Genomic DNA, 19,006 nt, shown 5'->3' with positions numbered 1-19,006 from the left:
CACCGGTCGTCTCGAAGAGGGAGCCCGACGTCGTCGCGTTCTCGAGTGAGTCGTCGACACCGGGTGTCGGGAGTGGCAGGAATCCGAACCCGTTTCCCCGCGCCACGCCGAAGCCGGCCGTATGGACGAACGCGACGCGCTGGGGCTGCTCGCCAGCGAACTCCCGACGGCCGGCGACGACGCAGCGGTCGTCGGCGACGCCGTGCTCACGACGGACATGCTCCACGAGACGACGGACTTCCCGGACGGGGTGACCCGCTACACCGCCGGGTGGCGTGCCGTCGGGGCGTCGCTGTCGGACGTGGCCGCGACTGGAGCCGCCGCGACGGCCGCCGTGGCAGTGTACGGCGCGCCGACGTTCGACGCCGCAGAACTCCGGGCGTTCGTCCGTGGCGCTCGCGACGTGTGTGCCGCCGTCGACGCCGAGTACGTCGGTGGCGACCTCGACGAGACCGAGGAGTTCACCACCGCGACGACGGCACTGGGTCACCTCCGGGAACCGGACCAGACGGAGACGGCGGCTGGGACGGAGGAGAGCCAGTCACGGGACCACACGCCGGCACCACTGCGGCGCGACGGGGCAGCCGTCGGCGACGCCGTCTGTGTCACCGGTCGACTCGGGCGAACGGCGGCCGCGTTGCGACTGTTCGCGGACGGCGCGACGGACCGCGGGAACGAGCTCTTCCGGTTCGAGCCGCGTGTCGCGGCCGGACGCGCCCTCCGCCCGTACGCGACGGCCGCGATGGACGTGAGCGACGGTCTCGCGCGCTCGCTCCACCAACTGGCCGACGCGAGCGACTGCGGGTTCGCGATCACGAGCGAGTCGCTGCCGATCCACCCGGCCGTCGACGAGACCGCGAGCGACGACGAGGACCGACTGGGGATGGCGACGACCGTCGGCGAGGACTTCGAGTTGCTGTGTACGGTGCCGCCCGAGTCGCTGGCCGACGCACGGGCCGACTGTCCCGTCGCGCTGTCGCGGATCGGCGAGGTGACCGCGTCGGGGGTCACACTCGACGGCGCGTCCGTCGCGGACGACGGGTGGACACACGGGAACTGACCGGGTGTCGCCTCACAACGTCGCGACCTCGATGGGGACGAGCATGAAACAGAGCAGCCCCAACGCGAAGGTGACGACGCCGAGCGCGACGCGGCGGTCGTCGAGTCGCGAGTCGTCGATCGGGTGGGCCGGGCCGCGGTAGGCGATGAACGCGGCGAACAGCCCCCAGAACCCCCACAGGCCGACGGACTCGTTGAGGCCCAGTCCGCGGACGAAGTGGAGGTAGCCGGCGAGTCCGAACAACACGAGCGGGACGACCGCGGCGACCGTCTCCTGGCGCTCGCCGACGATGGCCCGCAGGATGTGTCCACCGTCGAGTTGCCCGACCGGCAGCAGGTTCAGGAGTGTGAAGAACATCCCGATCCACCCACCCATGATCACCGGGTGCGCGACCTGGCCGGGGTCGGTGTAGGCAGCGGGCTGGCCGGTGAGGGTGGCGAGCAGCTCCAGCAGTGGTGGGTTGTTGAACACGATCACTCGCGTCCCCTCGGTGACGGTACCGGCCGGCACCTCCATCGGCCCGAGGAACAGGCCGATCGCGGTGACGACGACCGTGGCGACGAGCCCCGCCAGCGGACCGGCGACACCGATGTCGAACAGCGCCCGCCGGTCGGGCATCCGGCTCCGCATCCGGATGATCGCCCCCATCGTGCCGAACGGGAGGAAGAACGGGATCACGTACGGGAGAGACACGTCGACGCCGTGGTACCGTCCCATGGCGTAGTGACCCAGTTCGTGGGTCAACAGGACACCCAACACCGCCGCGGTGAACGGCCACGCCTCCAGTGCCGCCAGCGGGTTCGCAGTGACCGTCTCGAAGGGGACGTAGTACCAACCGACCGCGCCGACGAACAGCGTCGAGAGCACCGTCGCGACCAACAGCGCGACGTTGACCCACGGCACCCCCTCGACACCGGTAGAGTACCGGCGGGCGACGATCACGTCCCGGCCGGTGCCGGTGTCGGCCGCCTGTACGTCGTACCCTGCCTCGCGGAACGGCTCCCAGAGTCGCTCGACGAGTTCCCGCTCTGGGAGTTCGGAGACGCCGTAGTAGACGATCCGGTCGCCGTCGTCGCGGACCTGTGTCAGGTGGAAGACTTCCTCGAGTTCCGGTGGGGTGGGGACCGAGTCCGTGTCCGCGGCACTCATCGACTCGGATTAGCCGTGCGCGGGGAAAAGTCCTTCCGCAGCGGTACTCGAAGCGAGTTTCACCGTGGCACTCGCAGCGCGCTCCACGGCGGGACTCGACGAGCGTCGCCACTGCCGTGTCGCGTCGAAGAGAACGTGACTCGCGGGGACCAACCGCGAGGACCGTGTTCGACCGCGCGTGCGGTCGGGTCGGGGAGCTACCGTGTGTCCGTGGTCGTCGATCGGGTCGTCAGGCCTCGGTCGGCTCGATCCGCCACGTGGTCGCGCTCGTGTACGACCACTTCTCGATGGTCAGCCGCGAGGCGGAGTCTTTGAGCTTGACCATCAGGGCGCCGATCTCCTTCGGCGAGAGCCCGACCTCGTCCGCGATGAACTTGCTCTTGAAGTACATCTCGCCGTCCTGGGCGCGCTCGAGGAGGTACTGCTCCAGGCGGGCTTCCTTGGAGGGGCTGTCCGTGTCTGCAGCGGAGGGGTCTGCTGTCGTGCTCATGGGCCTCACTCACCCGTACCGACCCGAGGGTCATATAAAGCCGAGACCGTTCGGCGGAATTCGGTTCCGTTCAGCCGAATCCCACGGTAAAACGGTGGAAAACGAACTCTTTACGAGCGCCTCAAATCGGACTAGACATTTTACAATGCGTTCTGAACTCGTCTTCGGAGGTTGCAGATGCCGTCCGTCTGACGTGCTCGTACGCCAGTGTTATCAAGAAAATTTCTCGTCCGTGGGAGAGAACAGGTTGCGCGACACGGCCCGACCGCGCGAACGGCCTCGTTCGGCCGGTCGACGGTGCCCTCGTTCGGCCGGTCGACGGTGCCCTCGTTCGGCCGGTCGACGGTGCCCTCGTTCGGCCGGTCGGCCACGGCGTCGCTGGGGAGCGACGGTAGGCTCGGTCGGCGGATCCCCGACTTCGTCGGGTGAGTCGACGACGAGCGACGGCGGCCGGTCACTCGCCGTCGCGTTCGTGGACCCAGAACTCCTCGTCGACGGTCGACTCGCGTTTGAAGATCGGCACCTCGTCTTTCAGCCGATCGATGCCGTCGGAGACGGCCGCGAACGCCTCTTCCCGGTGGCCGGCGAGCACGACGACGAAGACGATGTCCGTCTCCGCCGGGATCACGCCGGTCCGGTGGTGCGTCTCGACGGCCAAGACGCCCTCGCGGTCGGTCAACTCCGACTCGATGGTCGCCAGTCGCTCGGCGGCGACCCCCTCGTACCTCTCGAAGGTGAGGTGTGTCGTCCGGTCGTCGTCGGGGTCGTCGCGAGCCCGGACGCGCCCGGTGAACGTCGCGACGGCACCGCCCCGGTCGGCGTCCGGCGTATCCGTCACACGCTGGACCAACGTCCCCAGTGTGACGTACGCCTCGGCGTCCTCAACGTGGTCTACCACCCGCTCCGGCGTCAGTGTCGACGAGTCCTCGTAGCGAGCGACGACGTCCCCCGGGACGGCACGGTCCGCCGCATCGGCACCCGTCGGTGCGTGAGCCGTCAAGAAGTCCGCCTCCGCGCTCGGAACGAGTGGGTCGGGCTCGCCGCCCACGACGACGGTCGGGAGACGGAGCCGCGAGGCGCCGACCACGAGCGCGTAGTCGTGGGCCGGTGCCAGCCGGTCGAGGACGGCCGCCACGTCGTCGTCCGCGACCACCGTCCGACTCGTCCCGTCCGGTTCGAGCGTGACGGTCGTGTCCGCGGGACCCGCCTCGGACCCGGGCGCCACCGACTCGGTCGTCTCGTCGTCTCTCCCCGCCGACTCGGCCGTCACGAGTGCCACGTCGCCGTCCAGTCGGTCGACGGCGGTCGACACCACCCCCGGCGGCACTGCACCGACGAGTCCGAGCGTCTGCATACGTCTCGGTCCGGTCGGGACGGAGATACCGTTTGCGCACGCCGCCGGCGAGCCGGAGCGTCACCCAGTCGCGGCGTCGATCACGAGACACTCGTCGGCGCCGCGCTGGAACTCGAAGTCGACCGGCCGGACCGTCGGGTCGTGCCCGGCACGTTCGAGCCACAAGAGTAGATCGTCGAGTCCGTCGTACCGTTCCGTCGCGAGGTCGACCAACGGGAACAGTCGCACCTCTCCACGGGCGACACGACACAGTTCCCGGAGCGCACGGACGTGGAACTCGTGGTCGAAGTGATCGGCGTACAGGAACAGGAGGTGCGCCGAACACACCAAGTCGAACGTGTCGTCTGGGAACGGGAGCCGCGGGAGCGCTGCCGGGAGATAGCGGTCACCGTGGTCGGCGTAGTCCGCCAGGAACCGCCCGAGCGCACTCCACCGGTGGGAGGCGAGGTCCGCCGGGTCGTCGTACACGTCCCACACGTACAGGTGTTCGACCTCGTCGAGTGCGTCGACCGCCCGGTGCAGGTCCCGGCGTGCTCTGTCCGCCACGTGCTCGACCGGTGGGCCGTACACCGGGTCGACTGCGTACGCGTCCGCACCGCGTGCCCGAGCCCCCGCGGTGAACCCGCAGGCGCCGCCCGGACAGTCGAGGACACGTCGGCCGGACAGTTCGACGGCCTCCAACCCGAGCATCCGCCGGTACTCCGCGAACGTCCGGCCGAGGAACGCCACGTCGTCGATCTCGTACCGGTCGCTCGCGTCGCTCCCCGTCACCGTGGTCCCCACGACCGCGCCACCTCCGTGACCATCGTTGTACAGAGTTGTACGTCAGCGGGTACAAAAGTACTTCGCAGGCGTGTATCGACCACGGGTCGTCCTCGGAGAGCGTGGTGTCGTGATCGGGGCCCGATTCTCTCGCCGCCGACGCGTCGGCAGGGGTGGGACCGTCGGCGGTCGACGGGGTCGAGCGCCGGGGCGCTTCGGGAGTCTTAACAGGAGACGGGGAGGTATCGGTGAACGATGAGAGTGGTACTGTCGCTGGGTGGGAGTGTGCTCGCGCCCGACCTCGACGCCGATCGGGTGGCTGGACACGCCGACGCCATCGAGCGCGTGGCTCGCGAGGGGTGTGACGTGGGTGTCGTCGTCGGTGGGGGCGGCGTCGCTCGGGAGTACATCGGTGCCGCACGCGGGCTCGGGGCCAACGAGGTGGCGCTCGACCGGCTCGGGATCGGTGTCACACGACTCAACGCGCGGCTCCTCGCGGCCGGGTTCGGCGAGGGGCTCGACCCGACGCTGGCGACCGGCTACGACGACGCCGAGACGGCGATCCGGCGCGGCGACACGGCCGTGATGGGCGGCGTGACGCCGGGGTTGACCACCGACGCCGTCGCCGCCGTCCTCGCGGAGTCCGTCGGCGCGGACCTGCTCGTGTACGGGACGGGGGCCGACGGGGTGTACGACGCCGACCCGGCGGAACACGACGACGCACGGAAGTTCGACACGCTGACTCCGACGGAGTTGGTCGAACGGATCGCGCCGATGAGTCGCGACGCCGGCGCCTCCGCACCGGTCGACCTCCCCGCCGCGAAGCTGATCGAACGGGCCGGGATGCGGACGATCGTCCTCGACGGGACGGACCCACAGGCCGTCGAAGACGCGATTCTCACCGGCGCACACACCGGCACGGACGTGGTCCCCGAGGGGACCGACGAGCCGAGCTACTGGGCCCACTGACGCGTCTCGGGGAGCAGGCCCCCGGCTCGTCTTCGACGCGCATCGCACTCCTCCGAACCCGATACGTACACCACCGACCGATCCGCCCGAGACCGACACGTACACGACCGCCCGGAGCCGAGAGGTGTGTATGAGTACGGACGACGCCGACGAGGAGGCGACACCGGCCCCCACGCCGGGTGCCGGCACGCGGGCGGACGACGACGGGGACGGCGAGGCGTACCGTGTGTTCTGGGCGGACGAGCTCGCGGACGAGATCCTGGCACGCGACCCCGAGGAACCCATCGTGATCAAGGGCGGTGTCTCCCCGTCCGGCATCCCCCACCTCGGGCACTTCAACGAGATTCTCCGGGGGTACTTCGTCGCCGAGGTGCTGCGGGAACGCGGCTACGAGGTCGAACAGGTGTTCACCAGCGACGACCGCGACGCGTTGCGGAAGGTGCCACACAACCTCGCGACGGCCGACTGGGAGATCGTCGGCCTCGGCGAGGTGGACGCCGGCGCGCTCGGGCGGAACCTCGGCGTCCCGTACACGGACGTGCCGGACCCGTTCGGAGACTGTCACGACTCCTACGGCGACCACTTCACCGGCCTGTTGCGCGACAGCGCGGCCCTGCTCGACGTGCCGGTGACGTTCGAGTCGAACACGGAGCTCTACGAGTCGGGACGGTTCGACGACGCCGTCGACACGGTGGTGGGCGACGCGGAGACCGCCGCCGCGGTGCTCGCGGAGTTCCAGGCCTCGGCCAGCGCCGACGACCTCCCGTTCGTCGCACAGTGTCCAGAGTGTGGCACGCTCACCGACGACGTGTCCGACGTGGACCTCGACGAGCGGACGATCGGGTTCGCGTGTACGGGGTTCGACGCCGGCGACGAGGAGATCGAGGGGTGTGGCGCGACCGGACGCGTCTCCCTGCGAGCGGGGAAGCTCCCGTGGCGCTTCGAGTGGCCGGCCCAGTGGTCGACGCTGGGCGTCGACTGCGAGCCGTTCGGGAAGGACCACGCGGAGGGATCGTGGCCTTCCGGCGAGCGGATCGCCCGCGAGGTGTTCGACGAGGAGCCGCCGGTCCCGTTCGTCTACGAGTGGTTCACGCTCGACGGGGAGGCGCTCTCCTCGTCGTCGGGCCACGTCGTCACGGTCGAGGAGGTGGCGAAGCTGATCGAGCCGGCGGTGGTGAAGTACTTCTTCCTCCGGAACCCCGGGCGAGCGAAGGACTTCGACGTGAGTCGCCTCGACCAACTCGTCGACGAGTTCGACCGCTTCGAGCGGATCTACTTCGGCGAGGAGGAGGCACAGCCGGAACTCGAGGCGTTGGCCGAGCGCGCGTACCCGTTCCTCGTCGACGAGGTGCGACCCGATCGCGTCCGGCTCCCGTTCACGTTCGCGGCGGTGCTCGGGATGGTCGAGGACCGCGAGTTCCGCGTGCAGCTGGCCCGCGACGAGGGGCACTTCGACGCAGACACCCCGGAGTGGGCGATCGACGCCGCACTCGAACGCGTGGAACGGGCCCGCGAGTGGGCCGAGCGGTGTGACAACGCCTACAACTACCGGCTGCAGACGGCGCTGCCGGCCCACGACTTCGACGCCGCCACCGAGGCCGCGCTGGACGACTTGGCCGACTTCGTCGCCGAGGGCCACGACGGCGAGGCGATCCAGGGTGAGGTGTACGAGGCGGCCAAGCGCCACGACGTGGACGTGTCCGCGTTCTTCGAGGCGGGCTACCGGCTGTTCTTCGACGACACGCAGGGACCGCGACTCGGTGAGTTCCTGGGCGAACTCGAGCGGGAGTTCGTCGTCGAACGGCTGCGTCGCGAGGCCTGAGTCGGCGGCAGTGGCCGAGGGCGATCCCGCCCGGTGACAGAGCGGCTGTCGCTGGCGTGGGGGTGAGAGCCGCCGGCGTGGACCGTCGAGTCAGGCCGTCGGGCCGAGTCGGGCAGCGAGGCGCCGCGAGAGCGCGCCGACGGACAGCGACGCGCCGAGGTACCAGACGAGCCACAGTTTGAGCGGGCCGACGAGCGTCGCCGACCACGCGATCGTCCCGACGACGGGTAGCGTCGTCGCGGCCGGCACGACCGCCGCGGCCGGCGCGGCGACCGCCCACCGGAGCCAGAGGAACGCCGGGATCGACACCGCCGCGCCGTAGGCGGCCGGCTTGACACTCTCGGAGACCACCGTGAGCGTCTGCTCGCGGAGTTCCGCCTGGAGGGCGGCCACGTCGTCCGCACCGCCGGCACTCGTGCCGTCTCTACCGCCGTCCGTATCGTCTGCGTCACTGGTCGCGGCGGCGAGTTCTTCGCGGAGTTCCTCCGTCCTGGCCCTGGCACGTTCGACGAGCGCCCGGTCTTGCGCGTAGGCGCGTGCCGCGGTGCCGGCGAGTCCGGAGACGCCACCCAACACCGCCACGAGGCCGGAGAACGGGAGCCAGACCGCGAGCGGGCCGACGAGTCCGGAGACGCCGGCGATCACCAACTCGCGGACCGGCCCCACGGCGTAGCCGGAGGCCAACACGAGCGCGGTCACGGCCACGGCCTTGTCCAGAGTCGTCCAAGTGGAGGGGTTCTCGAGTGGCACACGCGTCGTATCCGACCGGCGCGACAAAAAGTTCGGGGCGCGTACTCGGCCCGCGAGAGAGCGGTCGACGCGAGGGAGTCGAGTCGGGACGAGAGCGGGTCCGCACGACGCTCCTCGTCGTTCCAGTCTGCGGCCATCGAAACGCTTAGGCGCGAACCGGCGGAAAGTGAGGCCGATGCGGAAGAGCGGCCCCCCGCGTGGGCTCATCTCGTACCTGATGCTGGAGTTGTTGGAGGAGCGTCCGCGGTACGGCTACGAGATCCTCAAGGAGATCGAGGAGATCAGCGGCGGCCACTGGGAGCCGTCGTACGGCTCCGTCTACCCGATCCTCTACAAGTTCGAGGACGAGGGCTGGGCCGAGCGGATCGAACGCGAGGACGAACCGGACCGGAAGTACTTCGCGTTGACCGACGCCGGCCACGACCACCTCGCTGAGAAGCGCCGAGAGTCCGGCGACCAAGCCGAGGAGTTCGCGGACGTGATCTTGGGGTTCTACCACGTCTACGTCGCCTTCGCCACCGACGAGCGGTTCGAGGTGGAGACACCCGACGACGCGTGGTGTTTCGACGACGACCACTCCGCGTGGATCGCCGAGCAGGTGATCCGCCACCACGAGCGCGACTTCGGCGAGTTCGAGCGGCCGGACGCCACGCCGGCCGAGTTCGCGGCCCGTCACGGACACGGCGAAGGGCAGTCGGACGACGGTGACGAGCGGGAGTCCACCGTCGCCGACACCGAGTCTCGTACCGACGGTGTCGACGACGAGACCGAAGCTGTCGGCGACGACGGGTCCGTCGCCGACGAGAACAGTGTAGACGACCCGGACGCCGTGCAGAACGGCGCAGACGTCGAGACGGACGGCGGCGTCGACGGGTCCACAGAGACGAACGACGGCTGATCGGCGCCGACACACCGTCGCTGCCACTGACGAGCCGAACGGACGGTGAAGACAGTGCGCGACACGGCCCTCCACGCAGAGTCACGGACGCGTCGACGCGTAGCCGTGGTCGTCGTCCTCGTCGGGGTGGTGCTGAGTAGCGTGGTCGGGAGTGCACTCCTCGCGGTCGACGACACCGCCGGCGACGACGGGTCACCGCCGGCGGACGCAGCGACCACGCCGAGCCCAGAACGGTCGGGTGTGTCGCTCCCGGCTTCGCTCGACCGCCTCCACCGACGGGACGTCACCGGCTCGAACGTCACCGTCGGTGTGATCGACGCGACGGGGTTCGAGACCGACCGGCGACCACTCGCGGGACGAATCGCAGAGAGTCGGAGCTTCGCTCCCACGGGCGGGGTCGCCGGTGGCGGACGCAACGACCACGGGACCGCGGCGGCGGCACTCGTCGCGCGGACCGCACCGGACGCCGAGTTGTACCTGGCACGCGTCGGGTCGACGGACGGCGTCCGTACGGCCGTGGCGTGGCTGCTGGACCGCGACGTGGACGTGATCGTCGCCCCCGTCGCGGCGTACGGGAAACCCGGCGACGGCTCCTCGCGGGTGGCACGCGCCGCAGCCGCGGCCGTCGACCGCGGGGTCGTCGTCGTCGCCCCGGCGGGGAACCTCGCCACCCGTCACTGGCGTGGGGCGTTCCGGCCACGGGGAGACGGCATCCACCGGTTCGGCGACCGGACGACGCTCCGGCTCGCGGGTGACGTGGACCGGCTCCGGGTGTGGCTCTCGTGGCCGCGAGAGCGGGTCGGGACGGCGTTCGACCTTCGGCTGTACCGCGTCGACGGCGACCGGAGTCGGCTCGTCGCTCGCTCGCGGCCGTTCCCGGACGACGGGACACCCAACGAACGGATCGTCACCGACGTGGACCCGGATGGGGAGTACCTCCTCCGACTCCGTGGTCCAACGGCGGCACGCGGTGTCCCGATCCGGATCGAGTCGCCGACACACGAGGTGCGGCCGACGACGCCCGCCGGGAGTCTCGTCGCGCCGGCGACCGGGGACGGTGTTCTCGCCGTCGGTGCGTACGACGAGCGCGACGCGCGCGTCGAGCCGTTCAGTTCCGTCGGCGCTCCCCGCGGCCCCGGCGTCGACCTCGTCGCACCCGACCGGCTACGGACGCGGGCCGTCCCGCGTGGACTCGTCGGCTCCTCGGCGGCGGCTCCGTACGTCGCCGGCGTCGCCGCGCTCCTGTTGGAGGTGCGGCCCGACGCGACCCCGAGAGCGGTCGAGCGACTGCTCGAACGGACCGCGCGGCCGGTCGACCCGGTGACGGCGACACCAGGGTCACCCGGCTCGACACCGCCACCGTCACCCGAACCGGGGGCCGAACGAATCGAGAACGACACTCGTCTCGACCGCGACGGTGCTGGCGTGGTGCGCCCGGTGCGTGCCGTCCGAGACGCTACGAACCGAACGGCGAGCGACGGGTCGACGGGGAACGCGACCACGCCGGATCGCGTCCCGGCGCGCACTACAGTCGTCGTTTGAGTGGCGACAGCACTTACTTCGCGCGAGGGCCAACGCCGACTGACGATGGTGAGTCCGATCGAGCGACTCCGGTCGCGGGAGCCCCAGGCCGACAGTGACACGCGGGTGTTGTCGGTCGACGACGAGGCTGCCGACGAGGTGTTGGACGCGCTCTCGGCGGACACTCGTCGGGAGATCTACCGGTCGGTGACGGCGTCGCCGGCGACGACGACGGAACTCGCCGACCGGCTCGACACGACCGTCCAGAACGTCCAGTACCACCTCTCGGAGCTGGAGTCGTCTGCCCTGGTCGCGCCGGTCGACACGGTCTACTCCGAGAAGGGCAACGAGATGGTCGTCTACGGTCCGGCGAGCGACCCGCTGGTGTTCGTCGGGGACGCGGCCGCGCCGTCGGCCGTCCGCGACTCGTTACGACGACTCGTCGCCGGGGTGGGTGCGGTCGCGCTCGGGAGTCTGTTCGTCCAGGCGGGCGCCGAACGGTTCCGCCAGACGCTGCTCCCGCCCGCCGACGACATCGGCGCGGCCAGTCGCGGTTCGTCGCTGGCGAGTCCCGACGGGATCGTCTGGCTCGTCTTCGAGTTCCTCGAGCCGGGACTGACCTTCTTCCTCGGCGTGCTCGTCGTCGCCGGACTGCTCGCGGTCCTGTTCGACGACTGAGATCGGTGTCGGCGGTCGTCGAGTGGGGGAGTCGTCGCGTCGCTCTGGATCACGTGCGTCGGCAGTCGCGGAGGCTCGCCGAGTGACACGCGTCACCGGTCGCCGAGCCCGAGGAGGAGCACGACGCCGATCACACCGAACGTGCCACCGCCGAGGAGGAGCACACCGACCACCGGCCAGTCGTCACCACCGTCGGTCGCACTCGGAGAATCGACGACGGTCAGGGTCGGGGGGTCGGTCGTAGTCGGTGTGGTGGGGGGCGTGGTGGTCGTCTCGACACCGACGTCGTCGGAGGCAGTCGACGCCTCCCCGTCCGGGCAGGCGGTCGCCGTGGACGAAGCCTCGCAGTCGACACGCCCCCGTGTCGTCGCGACGACACTGTCGTTCGCACGGACCGTCACGGAGAAGGTCGTCTCGTCGTCGATCCCGCTGAAGTCGAACACGGTCCGGTACCGACCGTCGGCTCGGACCGTCGCCTCGCGACTCTTCAGGAACGGTGTCCCGTCGTCGTAGGTCGCTCTGACGACGAGTGGGGTTCCGGCCGACAGGTTCGTTCGGCCACTCACCACCTGGCCGGGAGCCGGCGCGACGACGACGGTGCCGTCGGTGTCGTTCACCCGTGTCCCGTTCGGCACGTCGGCCGCCGGGCCGACACCACACGAAGTGGCCGTGCAGTCGGCGAGGGTCGCCTTCCGGACGACGAGTGTCTCGTTCGGACCGGACACCTCGACGCTGTACGCCCGCTCGGCGTCGAACGTAGAGAGGTTGAACACGGCGACGAACCGGCCGTCCTCGTCGACACGGGCCGTGTCGGACAGGATGAACGGACGCCCGCCGTCCGTCGACTGGAGCACGACACGGAGTCGTTTCCCGGCCAGGAGTGTCGTCGTGCCGGCGACGACCTGCCCCGCGCCGGCCGCGAGCGGAGTGTCCGGACCGCCACCCGTCAGGCGGGTCGCATCGGGGCGCTCGTCCGGTTCCGACTCGGTGTCGTTCGCCGACGAGGCCGGTGACGCGCCACAGGAGACGTTGCCAGAACACGCCTCCGAGGAGGGGCTGTCGTCGCCGTCCCAGGTGTTCTCGCGGGCGTCACCACGGACCCGGCTGTCGACGGCAGACACGTCGGCCGTCTCGCTGGCTCGGAAGGACGTAGCGTCGATCGTCCACGAGCCGTTCGTCTCGTCTGCGAACACCGCGACACCTTCGGTCAACGGTGGCATCCGGAAGTCGAACCGCTCGGAGACGGTCGTGTTCACGAACCGCGAGTCGGTGATCGTCCACGCACCCGTCGAGCGGTACGTACTCGCCGCGACGGTCGTGTTCCGGATCACAGTGCCGGCAAGTTCCCAGGTGCCGGCGGTGTACTCCGCCTCGACACCGACGAGGAATCCCTCGATAGTCGTGTTACGGAGTGTCCACGTACCCGTACTTCCTCCAGCCTCGACGGCCGAGTGGATCAGTCGGTCACCGGCGTCACTGTACTGAGTCCTCGTGTCCTCGACAACCCACGCACCGGTCGTATCTCGTGCGTCGACACCAGTCGCGTTCGTCACGACGGTCACGTCTTCGACGCGCCAGTTCCCGCTCGCGGACGTAGCGTCGACTGCCGGCCGGATCGGACGCTCGACCGTCAGGTTGCGGAGGACGAAGTCTCCGTGGGTCGACCGCGCGTCGACGGCGGGGCGGCCACGGATGGTGAACCCCTCGATCGTCGGCGCGGCCTGGTCTCCGACGGTGAAGGCCGCCGGAAAGCTGTCGCCGCTGATCGACGTGTCCTCACTCGGGTACGACCAACCGGTGATCCGTGCGTCGTCCGGTGCGACGATCGTCACGTTCTTCGAGACGGTGACGGCCTCGGTAGGTCTGTACTCCCCCGGTCGGACGCGGATCGTGGCGTCGTCAGACGCCGCCTCGACCGCCGCTCGGATCGTGGTGTACGCCGTCCCGCCGTCGTCGTCGACGACCAGAACGTCGTCGGAGACGGAGTCTACGGACACACGTTCCGCCGCGGTCGACGAGACCGTCGTCGACCGCGCGACACTCACGTCCGCACCGGTCGCGGCCGCCGGGAGGACGACGGTCTGACAGGCGAGGGCGAGGACGACTGCGAGGACGATTCGACTACGCGACACGGCGCGTCACCTCCGTCTTCGGAGTGGAGGGCACCGTCCGGCGGCGCGAGCCACCGGTGTGTCGTGTGCGGGAACGTCTGTGGGACATCTGCAGCCGTCTGTAGCGCGGGTGCCCACTAAGTCGCGCTGGAAGCTAAAGGCGAGCGTTGAGTGGTCTCGTGGCGACTGGCGCCCGAGTCACGGACGGCGCAGAACGGTGTCGACCACAGGCCCGGCCGCCGAGCGTCGGAGTCGGTCGGCGAAGGCCGGAGTCGGTCGGCGAGCGTCGGAGCCCCAGACGGAACGCCGTTCGACTACGCCGACAGCCGTAGGTCGTCGACTACGCCAACAGCCGCGGGCCGAACATGATCACCAAGAGCGCCGCCAACATCACCAACCCGACGGAGGTCGTCACCGTCCGGACGAGCGTGTGGCGGTCGCCGACCGGGAGTCGCGAGACGACACCCTCCGAGAGCATCCGGAGGATCCGCCCACCGTCCAGCGGGTAGCCGGGGATACAGTTGAACATCCCCAACTGGAGGTTGATCCACGCCGTCCAGAACAGGAGGTTCGCGGTCAGGAACAGCGGCGTCTCGCCGAAGGCCCCCAACGGCCCGGTCACGTCGTAGAACCCCGCCACGTCGCCGTAGAACCCCGCGAAGTTGTACTCCAGGAGGCCGACCGATCCCGCCAACGGTAGGATCAGGGCGACGTACACGAGCCCGAGCGTCGAGTCGACGATCCCCGACAACGGCTGGGAGCCGCTCTCGCCGCCGAGCAGCCCGAGGTACGTCTGTGCGGGGTAGATCCGGATCCCCACGTCGCCGACCACGACGCCGCTCGTCCCGCGGTCCGCCTGTCCGAGCGTCGCCGCGCCGGTGCGATCCTCGCCGAGTGTGACGGTGTACGTCTCGAACCGCCCGTCGGCGTACACGCGTACGTCGACGGAGTCACCCGGCTCGTAGGCGCCGAGGGTCTCGCGGAGCGCCTCGCTGCCGACCACGCGGTCGCCACCGACGCGAGTCACGACGACACTGGCGTTGGCCAGGTCGTCACTCGTAGTCCCCAGCGGGCCGTCGGGGGCGACGCGGGGGAGCGACGCCCCCAGCGGGACGATCCGCTCGCCGGCGCTGGTGTTCAGGCGGGCGAGTTCGTGCTCGGCCGCCGCGCGCTCGAAGGCCGCCTCCGTGCGGACGGCCGTCCCGTTCACGGAGTACACCTCGATTGCGGACTCCTCTGGGTCGACGGTGAGGTTCGCCGGGTTGTCCGGCGCCGACCCGAAGGCGACGACGCGCCGCTCCAGCTCTCGTCGTTCCTCGCCGTCGATCTCGACGGTGACGGTCGGGGAGTCGGCCGCCGACAGCGCCGCCTCCATCTCGGAGGTGTTGGCGACCGGCTGGCCGTCGATCCCGGTGATCCGGTCGCCCGCGGCGAGGCCGGCGTCGTCGGCCGCCGTCCCGGGGTAGATGCCGGCGACGGCGACGCCCGGCGCGACGGAGATCGCCCCGATCACGGGGCCGAACAGCAGCCCGAACGCGAGGATCGTCACCGCGAAGTTGTTCGTCACGCCTGCAGCGAACATCCGGTTGCGCGCGCCGCGGTCGGCCGCACGCTGGCTCTCCTCTTCCGGTTCGACGAAGGCACCGACCGGGACGAGCGTGAAGAACACCGCGCCCATCGAGTCGATGTCGATGTCCTCGACGCGACACAACAGCCCGTGGCCGCCCTCGTGGACGACGAGCGCGATCAGGAGCCCGGCGGCGATCTCCGGCGCGACCGCCAGCGGGAGGAAGTCGTTGACGCCGGGGACGATGAGGAAGTTCGACGGCTCGTTCGCGATCGACGGCGAGGGGTTCCGGACGGTGCCGAGCGCGGCCTGGACCAAGAAGAGGAACATCCCGGCCATGACGACCAGCGCGATCCCGACACCGAGGTTGCTCCACGCGCGCCAGAAGCGACGCGGGGTGGCGAGCCACTCCAAGAACCGGCGGCCACGCTTCGTGTGGATCGTCGTGAGCGGCCCCTGAACCCGGACTGCGTCCGGGAGGTAGCCGCGCGACGACAGCGCGGTCGCGGCCGCGGAGTAGGCGAGGACGCCCGCGAGCACCAACAGCAGCGTGTTCATCATCGGACACAGACGGTGCTGGCGGAAATGGATTCGGGTCGGCGCCGGGGGCGGAGACGCCTCCACGGGTTTTTGTCGGGCCGGACCGACGACCCGACCGACAGATGACAGACGCGGACGCGCCGTCCGAGACCGACGGCGACGAGACGAACGACGGTGACCCGGCGGGTTCCGACGGCGAGGAGCGTCGCGGCGAGACGACGACCGGCGACCGCAGCGACGACACGTCGGGCGACGACGCGACGACGAGTGGCGACCACGGCGGCGAGGCGGCAGTCGACACCGACCCGTCCGGCGACGCCGTGACGGCGGCGGGCGACCCCGCGGAGGCGGCCGACAACGAGTTCGGACGGATCATGGAGAAGTTCGCCGGCTCGCCGGGCCAGCAGGCCGTCGTCAGACTCCTGTTGGAGCGTGGCTTCTCCGTCAACGACGACGGGCGCGTCGTCTCCGGTGGGATCGAGATTCCGGACACGCGGATCGCCCGCGAGGTGGACGTGGACCGCCGGGTGGTCGACGCGACGACGGACGCCATCCTCGCCGACGCGGAACTCAACCGGATCTTCCGCAACATCACCGCCATCCCGAGTCTGATGGACCTCGCGCCGGTGTTGGGGTTCACCGTCCTGACGGTGGAGGTCGGCGACCCCGAGCGAGCCGGCATCGTCGCCGAGATCACCGAGCTGCTCGCAGACCACGGCGTCCCGCTGCGGCAGGTGCTCTCGGACGACCCGGAGTTCGCAGACGAGCCGGCGCTGTACCTCATCACCGACGAGACGGTCCCCGGCGAGGTGCTCGTGGCGATCCGCGAGTTGCCGTACGTCCAGGGTGTGGAGTTTTGAGGTGGTCGACGTGTGTGAAGCTCCGAGGTGGTCGGCGTGGTGACGGACGAGTTCCTCGTGGCGGTGAAACGCTCCGCGGTCGAGCGGAACCCGGCGGTCGCGGCGGCGGTCGGCGGCGAGCCGGCGACGCTGTCGTACGAGAGTCGTGCGGCGGCCACGGCGGCCGCGCGGGAGTTCGCCGCCGACGGCGGTCCGGTCCGTCTCCAACAGGTGGCACCGCAAGACGACACGGCCGCCGACGCCTACCTCGTCGGCGCGGCGCGGTACGACGACTCCCCGCCGGAGCTGCCCGCCGCAGCCGGGTGGACGTTCGGCGTCGGGGCCGACGAGTACGGCGCGCTCGGGGAGGCACTGTTGACCGCCGGAGACGGCGTCTCGCGTCCCGTCCGACAGTTCGTCGCCGCGGATCTCGCCCCGCACGAGGCCGACGGCGACGACGGACCCGAGACCGGAGACGAGAGCCGCAGCGGGACGATCACGCGCAGTGAGACCACCACACGCGGTGAGGGCACCGCCGCCGACGAGGCGCGTCGGAACCGGCAGCGGCTCGCGGAACAGTTGGACGTGACGGTCGACGCGTCGCCGGACCCGGTGACGGTGCCGGGCGAGTCGGGCGCGTGGCACCCGGACCTGCGGATCGATGCGCGCCACCGGGGGACGCTGGTGGCGACGTACGACTGCGAGGTGAAGACCGGCGAGGGTGACGTGGAGCGGAACCAGCGGTCCGTCGCCGAGCGGGTCGCCGACGAGCGGAACGTGGTGATCGCACGGGTCCTGATCGACGACCTGCCGGAGACGTTCGAGGTGTCGTTCCACACCCTCGGGACGACGCCGACCCTACCGGGTGACGGCGACCCCGGCGACGGCTCCGTGTTGGCCGCCTCCGACCAGCGTACACTCGGCGAGTGGTGAGCGGGCGCCGGTCGTCGGGAGTCGACCAGACCGTCTCGCCGTCGTGTTCCGACTCCCCGTGGCGACGCCCCCGGCGACCGGACACTGGCGCGGCCGACGAGCCCGCACCGGACAACCATTTGAACGACGGCGTCGAACCGCGGGTATGGAGTCGTACCGGACCGTCGCGGAGCGCGCCACCGCGGAGTTCGTCGTCCAGGGGTCGGAGTTCCTCGGTCACGTCGCTCCGGCAGCCGATCCGGCGGCCGCGGAGGCGTTCGTCGCCGAGGTGCGCGCGGAGTACGACGACGCGACCCACAACGTCCCCGCCTACCGCGTCCCCGCGACGACCAGTGGTTCGAGTCCCGACGCGGGCGGCGAGTCGGACGGGGATGCGACGGGTGGCTCGGGTGGCGACGCGGCCGGTGGCTCCGGTGCCGACGCGGTCGGAGGCGCCGGTCCGGAGGCGGACGACGACGCGGGCGGCGGGATCGGCCGGACGCCGACCGGCGACGGGATGGTCCGGGAGTACGCGAGCGACGACGGGGAGCCGTCGGGGTCGGCGGGCGACCCGGCGTTGAACGTACTCCAGCAGCGCGACCTCCGGAACCTCGTCTGTGTCGTGACGCGGTACTACGGCGGGACGAACCTCGGTGTCGGCGGGCTGGCCCGCGCCTACTCTCGGGCGGTGAAGGAGGCGGTCGACGCGGCCGGCGTCGTCGAGCGTGTCCCCCACGAGCGGTTCCGCGTCACCGTCGGGTACGACGACTCCGGGGACGTCCGCAGTCTCTTGGAGAGTCTGGCGAGTGACGGCGTGGACTTCGAGGCCACGTACGACGAGCGCGTCGCCTTCGACGTGCGCGTGCCGGTCGACGAGGCCGCCGCCGTCCGCGATCGTCTCCAGTCTGCCACCTCCGGGCGGGCGGACGTCGACGGGTGAGTAGTGTACGCGTGAGTGGTCGACGGGCGAGCTTCGACCGGCGGACCGAGACGAGGACAGAGTCGGCACTCGGCGGCGGGCCGACGACCTGAGGAGACGACGTACAGTCGAGGCCAGTAACGGGCCGATCACAGAGACGACGTACAGTCAGGGCTGGTCGTTGAGCTTCGTACGGGCGATACTGACGCCGGTGGGGGCGACGATCAACTGGTCGTCACCCTTCCGGACGATGTCGCCGTCGACCTCCTTGGTGACCTGCCGGAGTTCGTCGATCAGGTGTTCCGTCGTCCCGTCGCTGGTGGAGTGGCGCGTGATGTCCGCGATGACGAAGTCGCCGTCGTAGATGGCGTCTTTCACGTCGATCAGGTCCGTCTGGTCGCTCAACTCCGCGATGTGGACCTGCATCGCCGCCGCCCCCGCCTGTGTCTCGAAGTCCTCCGTGTCGAGTTCCACGTAGTCCCCGGCGGTCCGCCCGTCGTCGCCGCCGAGAATCTTGCTCATGATCCCCATACGACTCACTCGTGTGCGCCGCCGTTAAGAACTTACGTCAGACGCAGGCCGCTCGCGACCGGGCACGGCACCGACACGACGGCCGACGCGTGGAGGCCGCCGACCGGGCGGTGACCCGGCGCGCCGGTGAGCGA

Annotated in this window: 17 protein-coding genes; 9 read left to right on the top strand and 8 right to left on the bottom strand. The window is 70.4% G+C overall.

What is annotated here, in order from left to right; all coding sequences use genetic code 11:
* The first annotated feature begins 121 nt into the window (after nucleotides 1-121).
* Complete coding sequence (gene thiL, locus RYH80_RS12020) at nucleotides 122-1,060, top strand: thiamine-phosphate kinase (protein ID WP_370904116.1); 939 nt, start codon at nucleotides 122-124, stop codon at nucleotides 1,058-1,060.
* Between the two features lie 12 nt (nucleotides 1,061-1,072).
* On the opposite strand, the gene RYH80_RS12015 is transcribed toward thiL, so the two are convergent.
* From RYH80_RS12015 to RYH80_RS12000, 4 genes are all read right to left on the bottom strand, one after another.
* Nucleotides 1,073-2,209, bottom strand: coding sequence for a site-2 protease family protein (locus RYH80_RS12015; RefSeq protein WP_370904115.1), 1,137 nt, complete (start codon nucleotides 2,207-2,209; stop codon nucleotides 1,073-1,075).
* Between the two features lie 229 nt (nucleotides 2,210-2,438).
* Entirely contained in the window at nucleotides 2,439-2,699 is a 261-nt protein-coding gene (locus RYH80_RS12010) for a DUF7123 family protein (protein WP_370904114.1), read from the bottom strand.
* Nucleotides 2,700-3,153: 454 nt separating this feature from the next.
* Nucleotides 3,154-4,053 (bottom strand): molybdopterin synthase, encoded by a 900-nt coding sequence (locus tag RYH80_RS12005; protein ID WP_370904113.1) that lies wholly within the window; start codon nucleotides 4,051-4,053, stop codon nucleotides 3,154-3,156.
* A gap of 60 nt (nucleotides 4,054-4,113) precedes the next feature.
* Nucleotides 4,114-4,836: a class I SAM-dependent methyltransferase gene (locus RYH80_RS12000; RefSeq protein ID WP_370904112.1), complete on the bottom strand. Its 723-nt coding sequence runs from the start codon at nucleotides 4,834-4,836 to the stop codon at nucleotides 4,114-4,116.
* Between the two features lie 234 nt (nucleotides 4,837-5,070).
* Between RYH80_RS12000 and pyrH the strand changes: the two genes are divergently transcribed.
* Together pyrH and lysS are read left to right on the top strand one after the other, a co-directional pair.
* On the top strand, nucleotides 5,071-5,784 hold the full coding sequence (gene pyrH, locus RYH80_RS11995) for a UMP kinase (protein ID WP_370904111.1): 714 nt from the start codon (nucleotides 5,071-5,073) through the stop codon (nucleotides 5,782-5,784).
* Nucleotides 5,785-5,914: 130 nt separating this feature from the next.
* The gene (gene lysS / locus RYH80_RS11990; RefSeq protein ID WP_370904110.1) at nucleotides 5,915-7,606 is read left to right on the top strand and encodes a lysine--tRNA ligase; all 1,692 of its coding nucleotides are present in this window, start codon (nucleotides 5,915-5,917) and stop codon (nucleotides 7,604-7,606) included.
* A gap of 90 nt (nucleotides 7,607-7,696) precedes the next feature.
* Here the strand turns inward: lysS and RYH80_RS11985 are convergent, their stop codons facing one another.
* A complete protein-coding gene (locus RYH80_RS11985; RefSeq protein ID WP_370904109.1) occupies nucleotides 7,697-8,356 on the bottom strand; it encodes a DUF106 domain-containing protein in 660 nt (219 codons plus the stop codon).
* A 175-nt stretch (nucleotides 8,357-8,531) separates the two neighbouring features.
* On the opposite strand from RYH80_RS11985, the gene RYH80_RS11980 reads away from it, so the two are divergent.
* Genes RYH80_RS11980 through RYH80_RS11970 form a run of 3 tightly spaced genes read left to right on the top strand, consistent with a single transcriptional unit; the run spans nucleotide 8,532 to nucleotide 11,453 of the window.
* Complete coding sequence (locus RYH80_RS11980; protein WP_370904108.1) at nucleotides 8,532-9,254, top strand: PadR family transcriptional regulator; 723 nt, start codon at nucleotides 8,532-8,534, stop codon at nucleotides 9,252-9,254.
* 54 nt (nucleotides 9,255-9,308) lie between these two features.
* A complete protein-coding gene (locus RYH80_RS11975) occupies nucleotides 9,309-10,796 on the top strand; it encodes a S8 family serine peptidase (RefSeq protein ID WP_370904106.1) in 1,488 nt (495 codons plus the stop codon).
* A gap of 45 nt (nucleotides 10,797-10,841) precedes the next feature.
* Nucleotides 10,842-11,453 carry an ArsR/SmtB family transcription factor gene (locus RYH80_RS11970; RefSeq protein ID WP_370904105.1) on the top strand — a complete coding sequence of 204 codons (612 nt, stop codon included), beginning with the start codon at nucleotides 10,842-10,844 and terminating at the stop codon, nucleotides 11,451-11,453.
* A 92-nt stretch (nucleotides 11,454-11,545) separates the two neighbouring features.
* Here RYH80_RS11970 and RYH80_RS11965 read toward each other — a convergent pair whose 3' ends face one another.
* Together RYH80_RS11965 and RYH80_RS11960 are read right to left on the bottom strand one after the other, a co-directional pair.
* Complete coding sequence (locus RYH80_RS11965) at nucleotides 11,546-13,585, bottom strand: BGTF surface domain-containing protein (protein WP_370904104.1); 2,040 nt, start codon at nucleotides 13,583-13,585, stop codon at nucleotides 11,546-11,548.
* A gap of 319 nt (nucleotides 13,586-13,904) precedes the next feature.
* Entirely contained in the window at nucleotides 13,905-15,689 is a 1,785-nt protein-coding gene (locus tag RYH80_RS11960) for a site-2 protease family protein (protein WP_370904103.1), read from the bottom strand.
* Between the two features lie 356 nt (nucleotides 15,690-16,045).
* On the opposite strand from RYH80_RS11960, the gene trpY reads away from it, so the two are divergent.
* From trpY to RYH80_RS11945, 3 genes are all read left to right on the top strand, one after another.
* A complete protein-coding gene (gene trpY / locus RYH80_RS11955) occupies nucleotides 16,046-16,531 on the top strand; it encodes a TrpY family transcription regulator (RefSeq protein ID WP_370904710.1) in 486 nt (161 codons plus the stop codon).
* 39 nt (nucleotides 16,532-16,570) lie between these two features.
* Complete coding sequence (locus tag RYH80_RS11950; RefSeq protein WP_370904102.1) at nucleotides 16,571-17,443, top strand: DUF8081 domain-containing protein; 873 nt, start codon at nucleotides 16,571-16,573, stop codon at nucleotides 17,441-17,443.
* A 145-nt stretch (nucleotides 17,444-17,588) separates the two neighbouring features.
* Nucleotides 17,589-18,362, top strand: coding sequence for an IMPACT family protein (locus tag RYH80_RS11945; protein WP_370904101.1), 774 nt, complete (start codon nucleotides 17,589-17,591; stop codon nucleotides 18,360-18,362).
* A gap of 147 nt (nucleotides 18,363-18,509) precedes the next feature.
* Here the strand turns inward: RYH80_RS11945 and RYH80_RS11940 are convergent, their stop codons facing one another.
* Nucleotides 18,510-18,872 carry a cell division protein SepF gene (locus tag RYH80_RS11940; protein ID WP_370904100.1) on the bottom strand — a complete coding sequence of 121 codons (363 nt, stop codon included), beginning with the start codon at nucleotides 18,870-18,872 and terminating at the stop codon, nucleotides 18,510-18,512.
* Nucleotides 18,873-19,006: the final 134 nt, after the last annotated feature.

The organism is Halobaculum sp. MBLA0147 (assembly GCF_041361345.1).
Taxonomy (GTDB): Archaea; Halobacteriota; Halobacteria; order Halobacteriales; family Haloferacaceae; genus JAHENP01.
This window is presented reverse-complemented; position numbering and strand designations above follow the sequence as displayed.

Excerpts from the sequence above, each read along its gene's own strand:
- lysS (WP_370904110.1), top strand. The coding sequence starts at position 5,915 with ATGAGTACGGACGACGCCGACGAGGAGGCGACACCGGCCCCCACGCCG.
- RYH80_RS12010 (WP_370904114.1), bottom strand. The coding sequence starts at position 2,699 with ATGAGCACGACAGCAGACCCCTCCGCTGCAGACACGGACAGCCCCTCC.
- trpY (WP_370904710.1), top strand. The coding sequence starts at position 16,046 with ATGGAGAAGTTCGCCGGCTCGCCGGGCCAGCAGGCCGTCGTCAGACTC.
- RYH80_RS11980 (WP_370904108.1), top strand. The coding sequence starts at position 8,532 with ATGCGGAAGAGCGGCCCCCCGCGTGGGCTCATCTCGTACCTGATGCTG.
- RYH80_RS12005 (WP_370904113.1), bottom strand. The coding sequence starts at position 4,053 with ATGCAGACGCTCGGACTCGTCGGTGCAGTGCCGCCGGGGGTGGTGTCG.
- RYH80_RS11945 (WP_370904101.1), top strand. The coding sequence starts at position 17,589 with ATGGAGTCGTACCGGACCGTCGCGGAGCGCGCCACCGCGGAGTTCGTC.
- RYH80_RS12015 (WP_370904115.1), bottom strand. The coding sequence starts at position 2,209 with ATGAGTGCCGCGGACACGGACTCGGTCCCCACCCCACCGGAACTCGAG.
- RYH80_RS11960 (WP_370904103.1), bottom strand. The coding sequence starts at position 15,689 with ATGAACACGCTGCTGTTGGTGCTCGCGGGCGTCCTCGCCTACTCCGCG.
- RYH80_RS11970 (WP_370904105.1), top strand. The coding sequence starts at position 10,842 with ATGGTGAGTCCGATCGAGCGACTCCGGTCGCGGGAGCCCCAGGCCGAC.
- pyrH (WP_370904111.1), top strand. The coding sequence starts at position 5,071 with ATGAGAGTGGTACTGTCGCTGGGTGGGAGTGTGCTCGCGCCCGACCTC.
- thiL (WP_370904116.1), top strand. The coding sequence starts at position 122 with ATGGACGAACGCGACGCGCTGGGGCTGCTCGCCAGCGAACTCCCGACG.
- RYH80_RS11940 (WP_370904100.1), bottom strand. The coding sequence starts at position 18,872 with ATGGGGATCATGAGCAAGATTCTCGGCGGCGACGACGGGCGGACCGCC.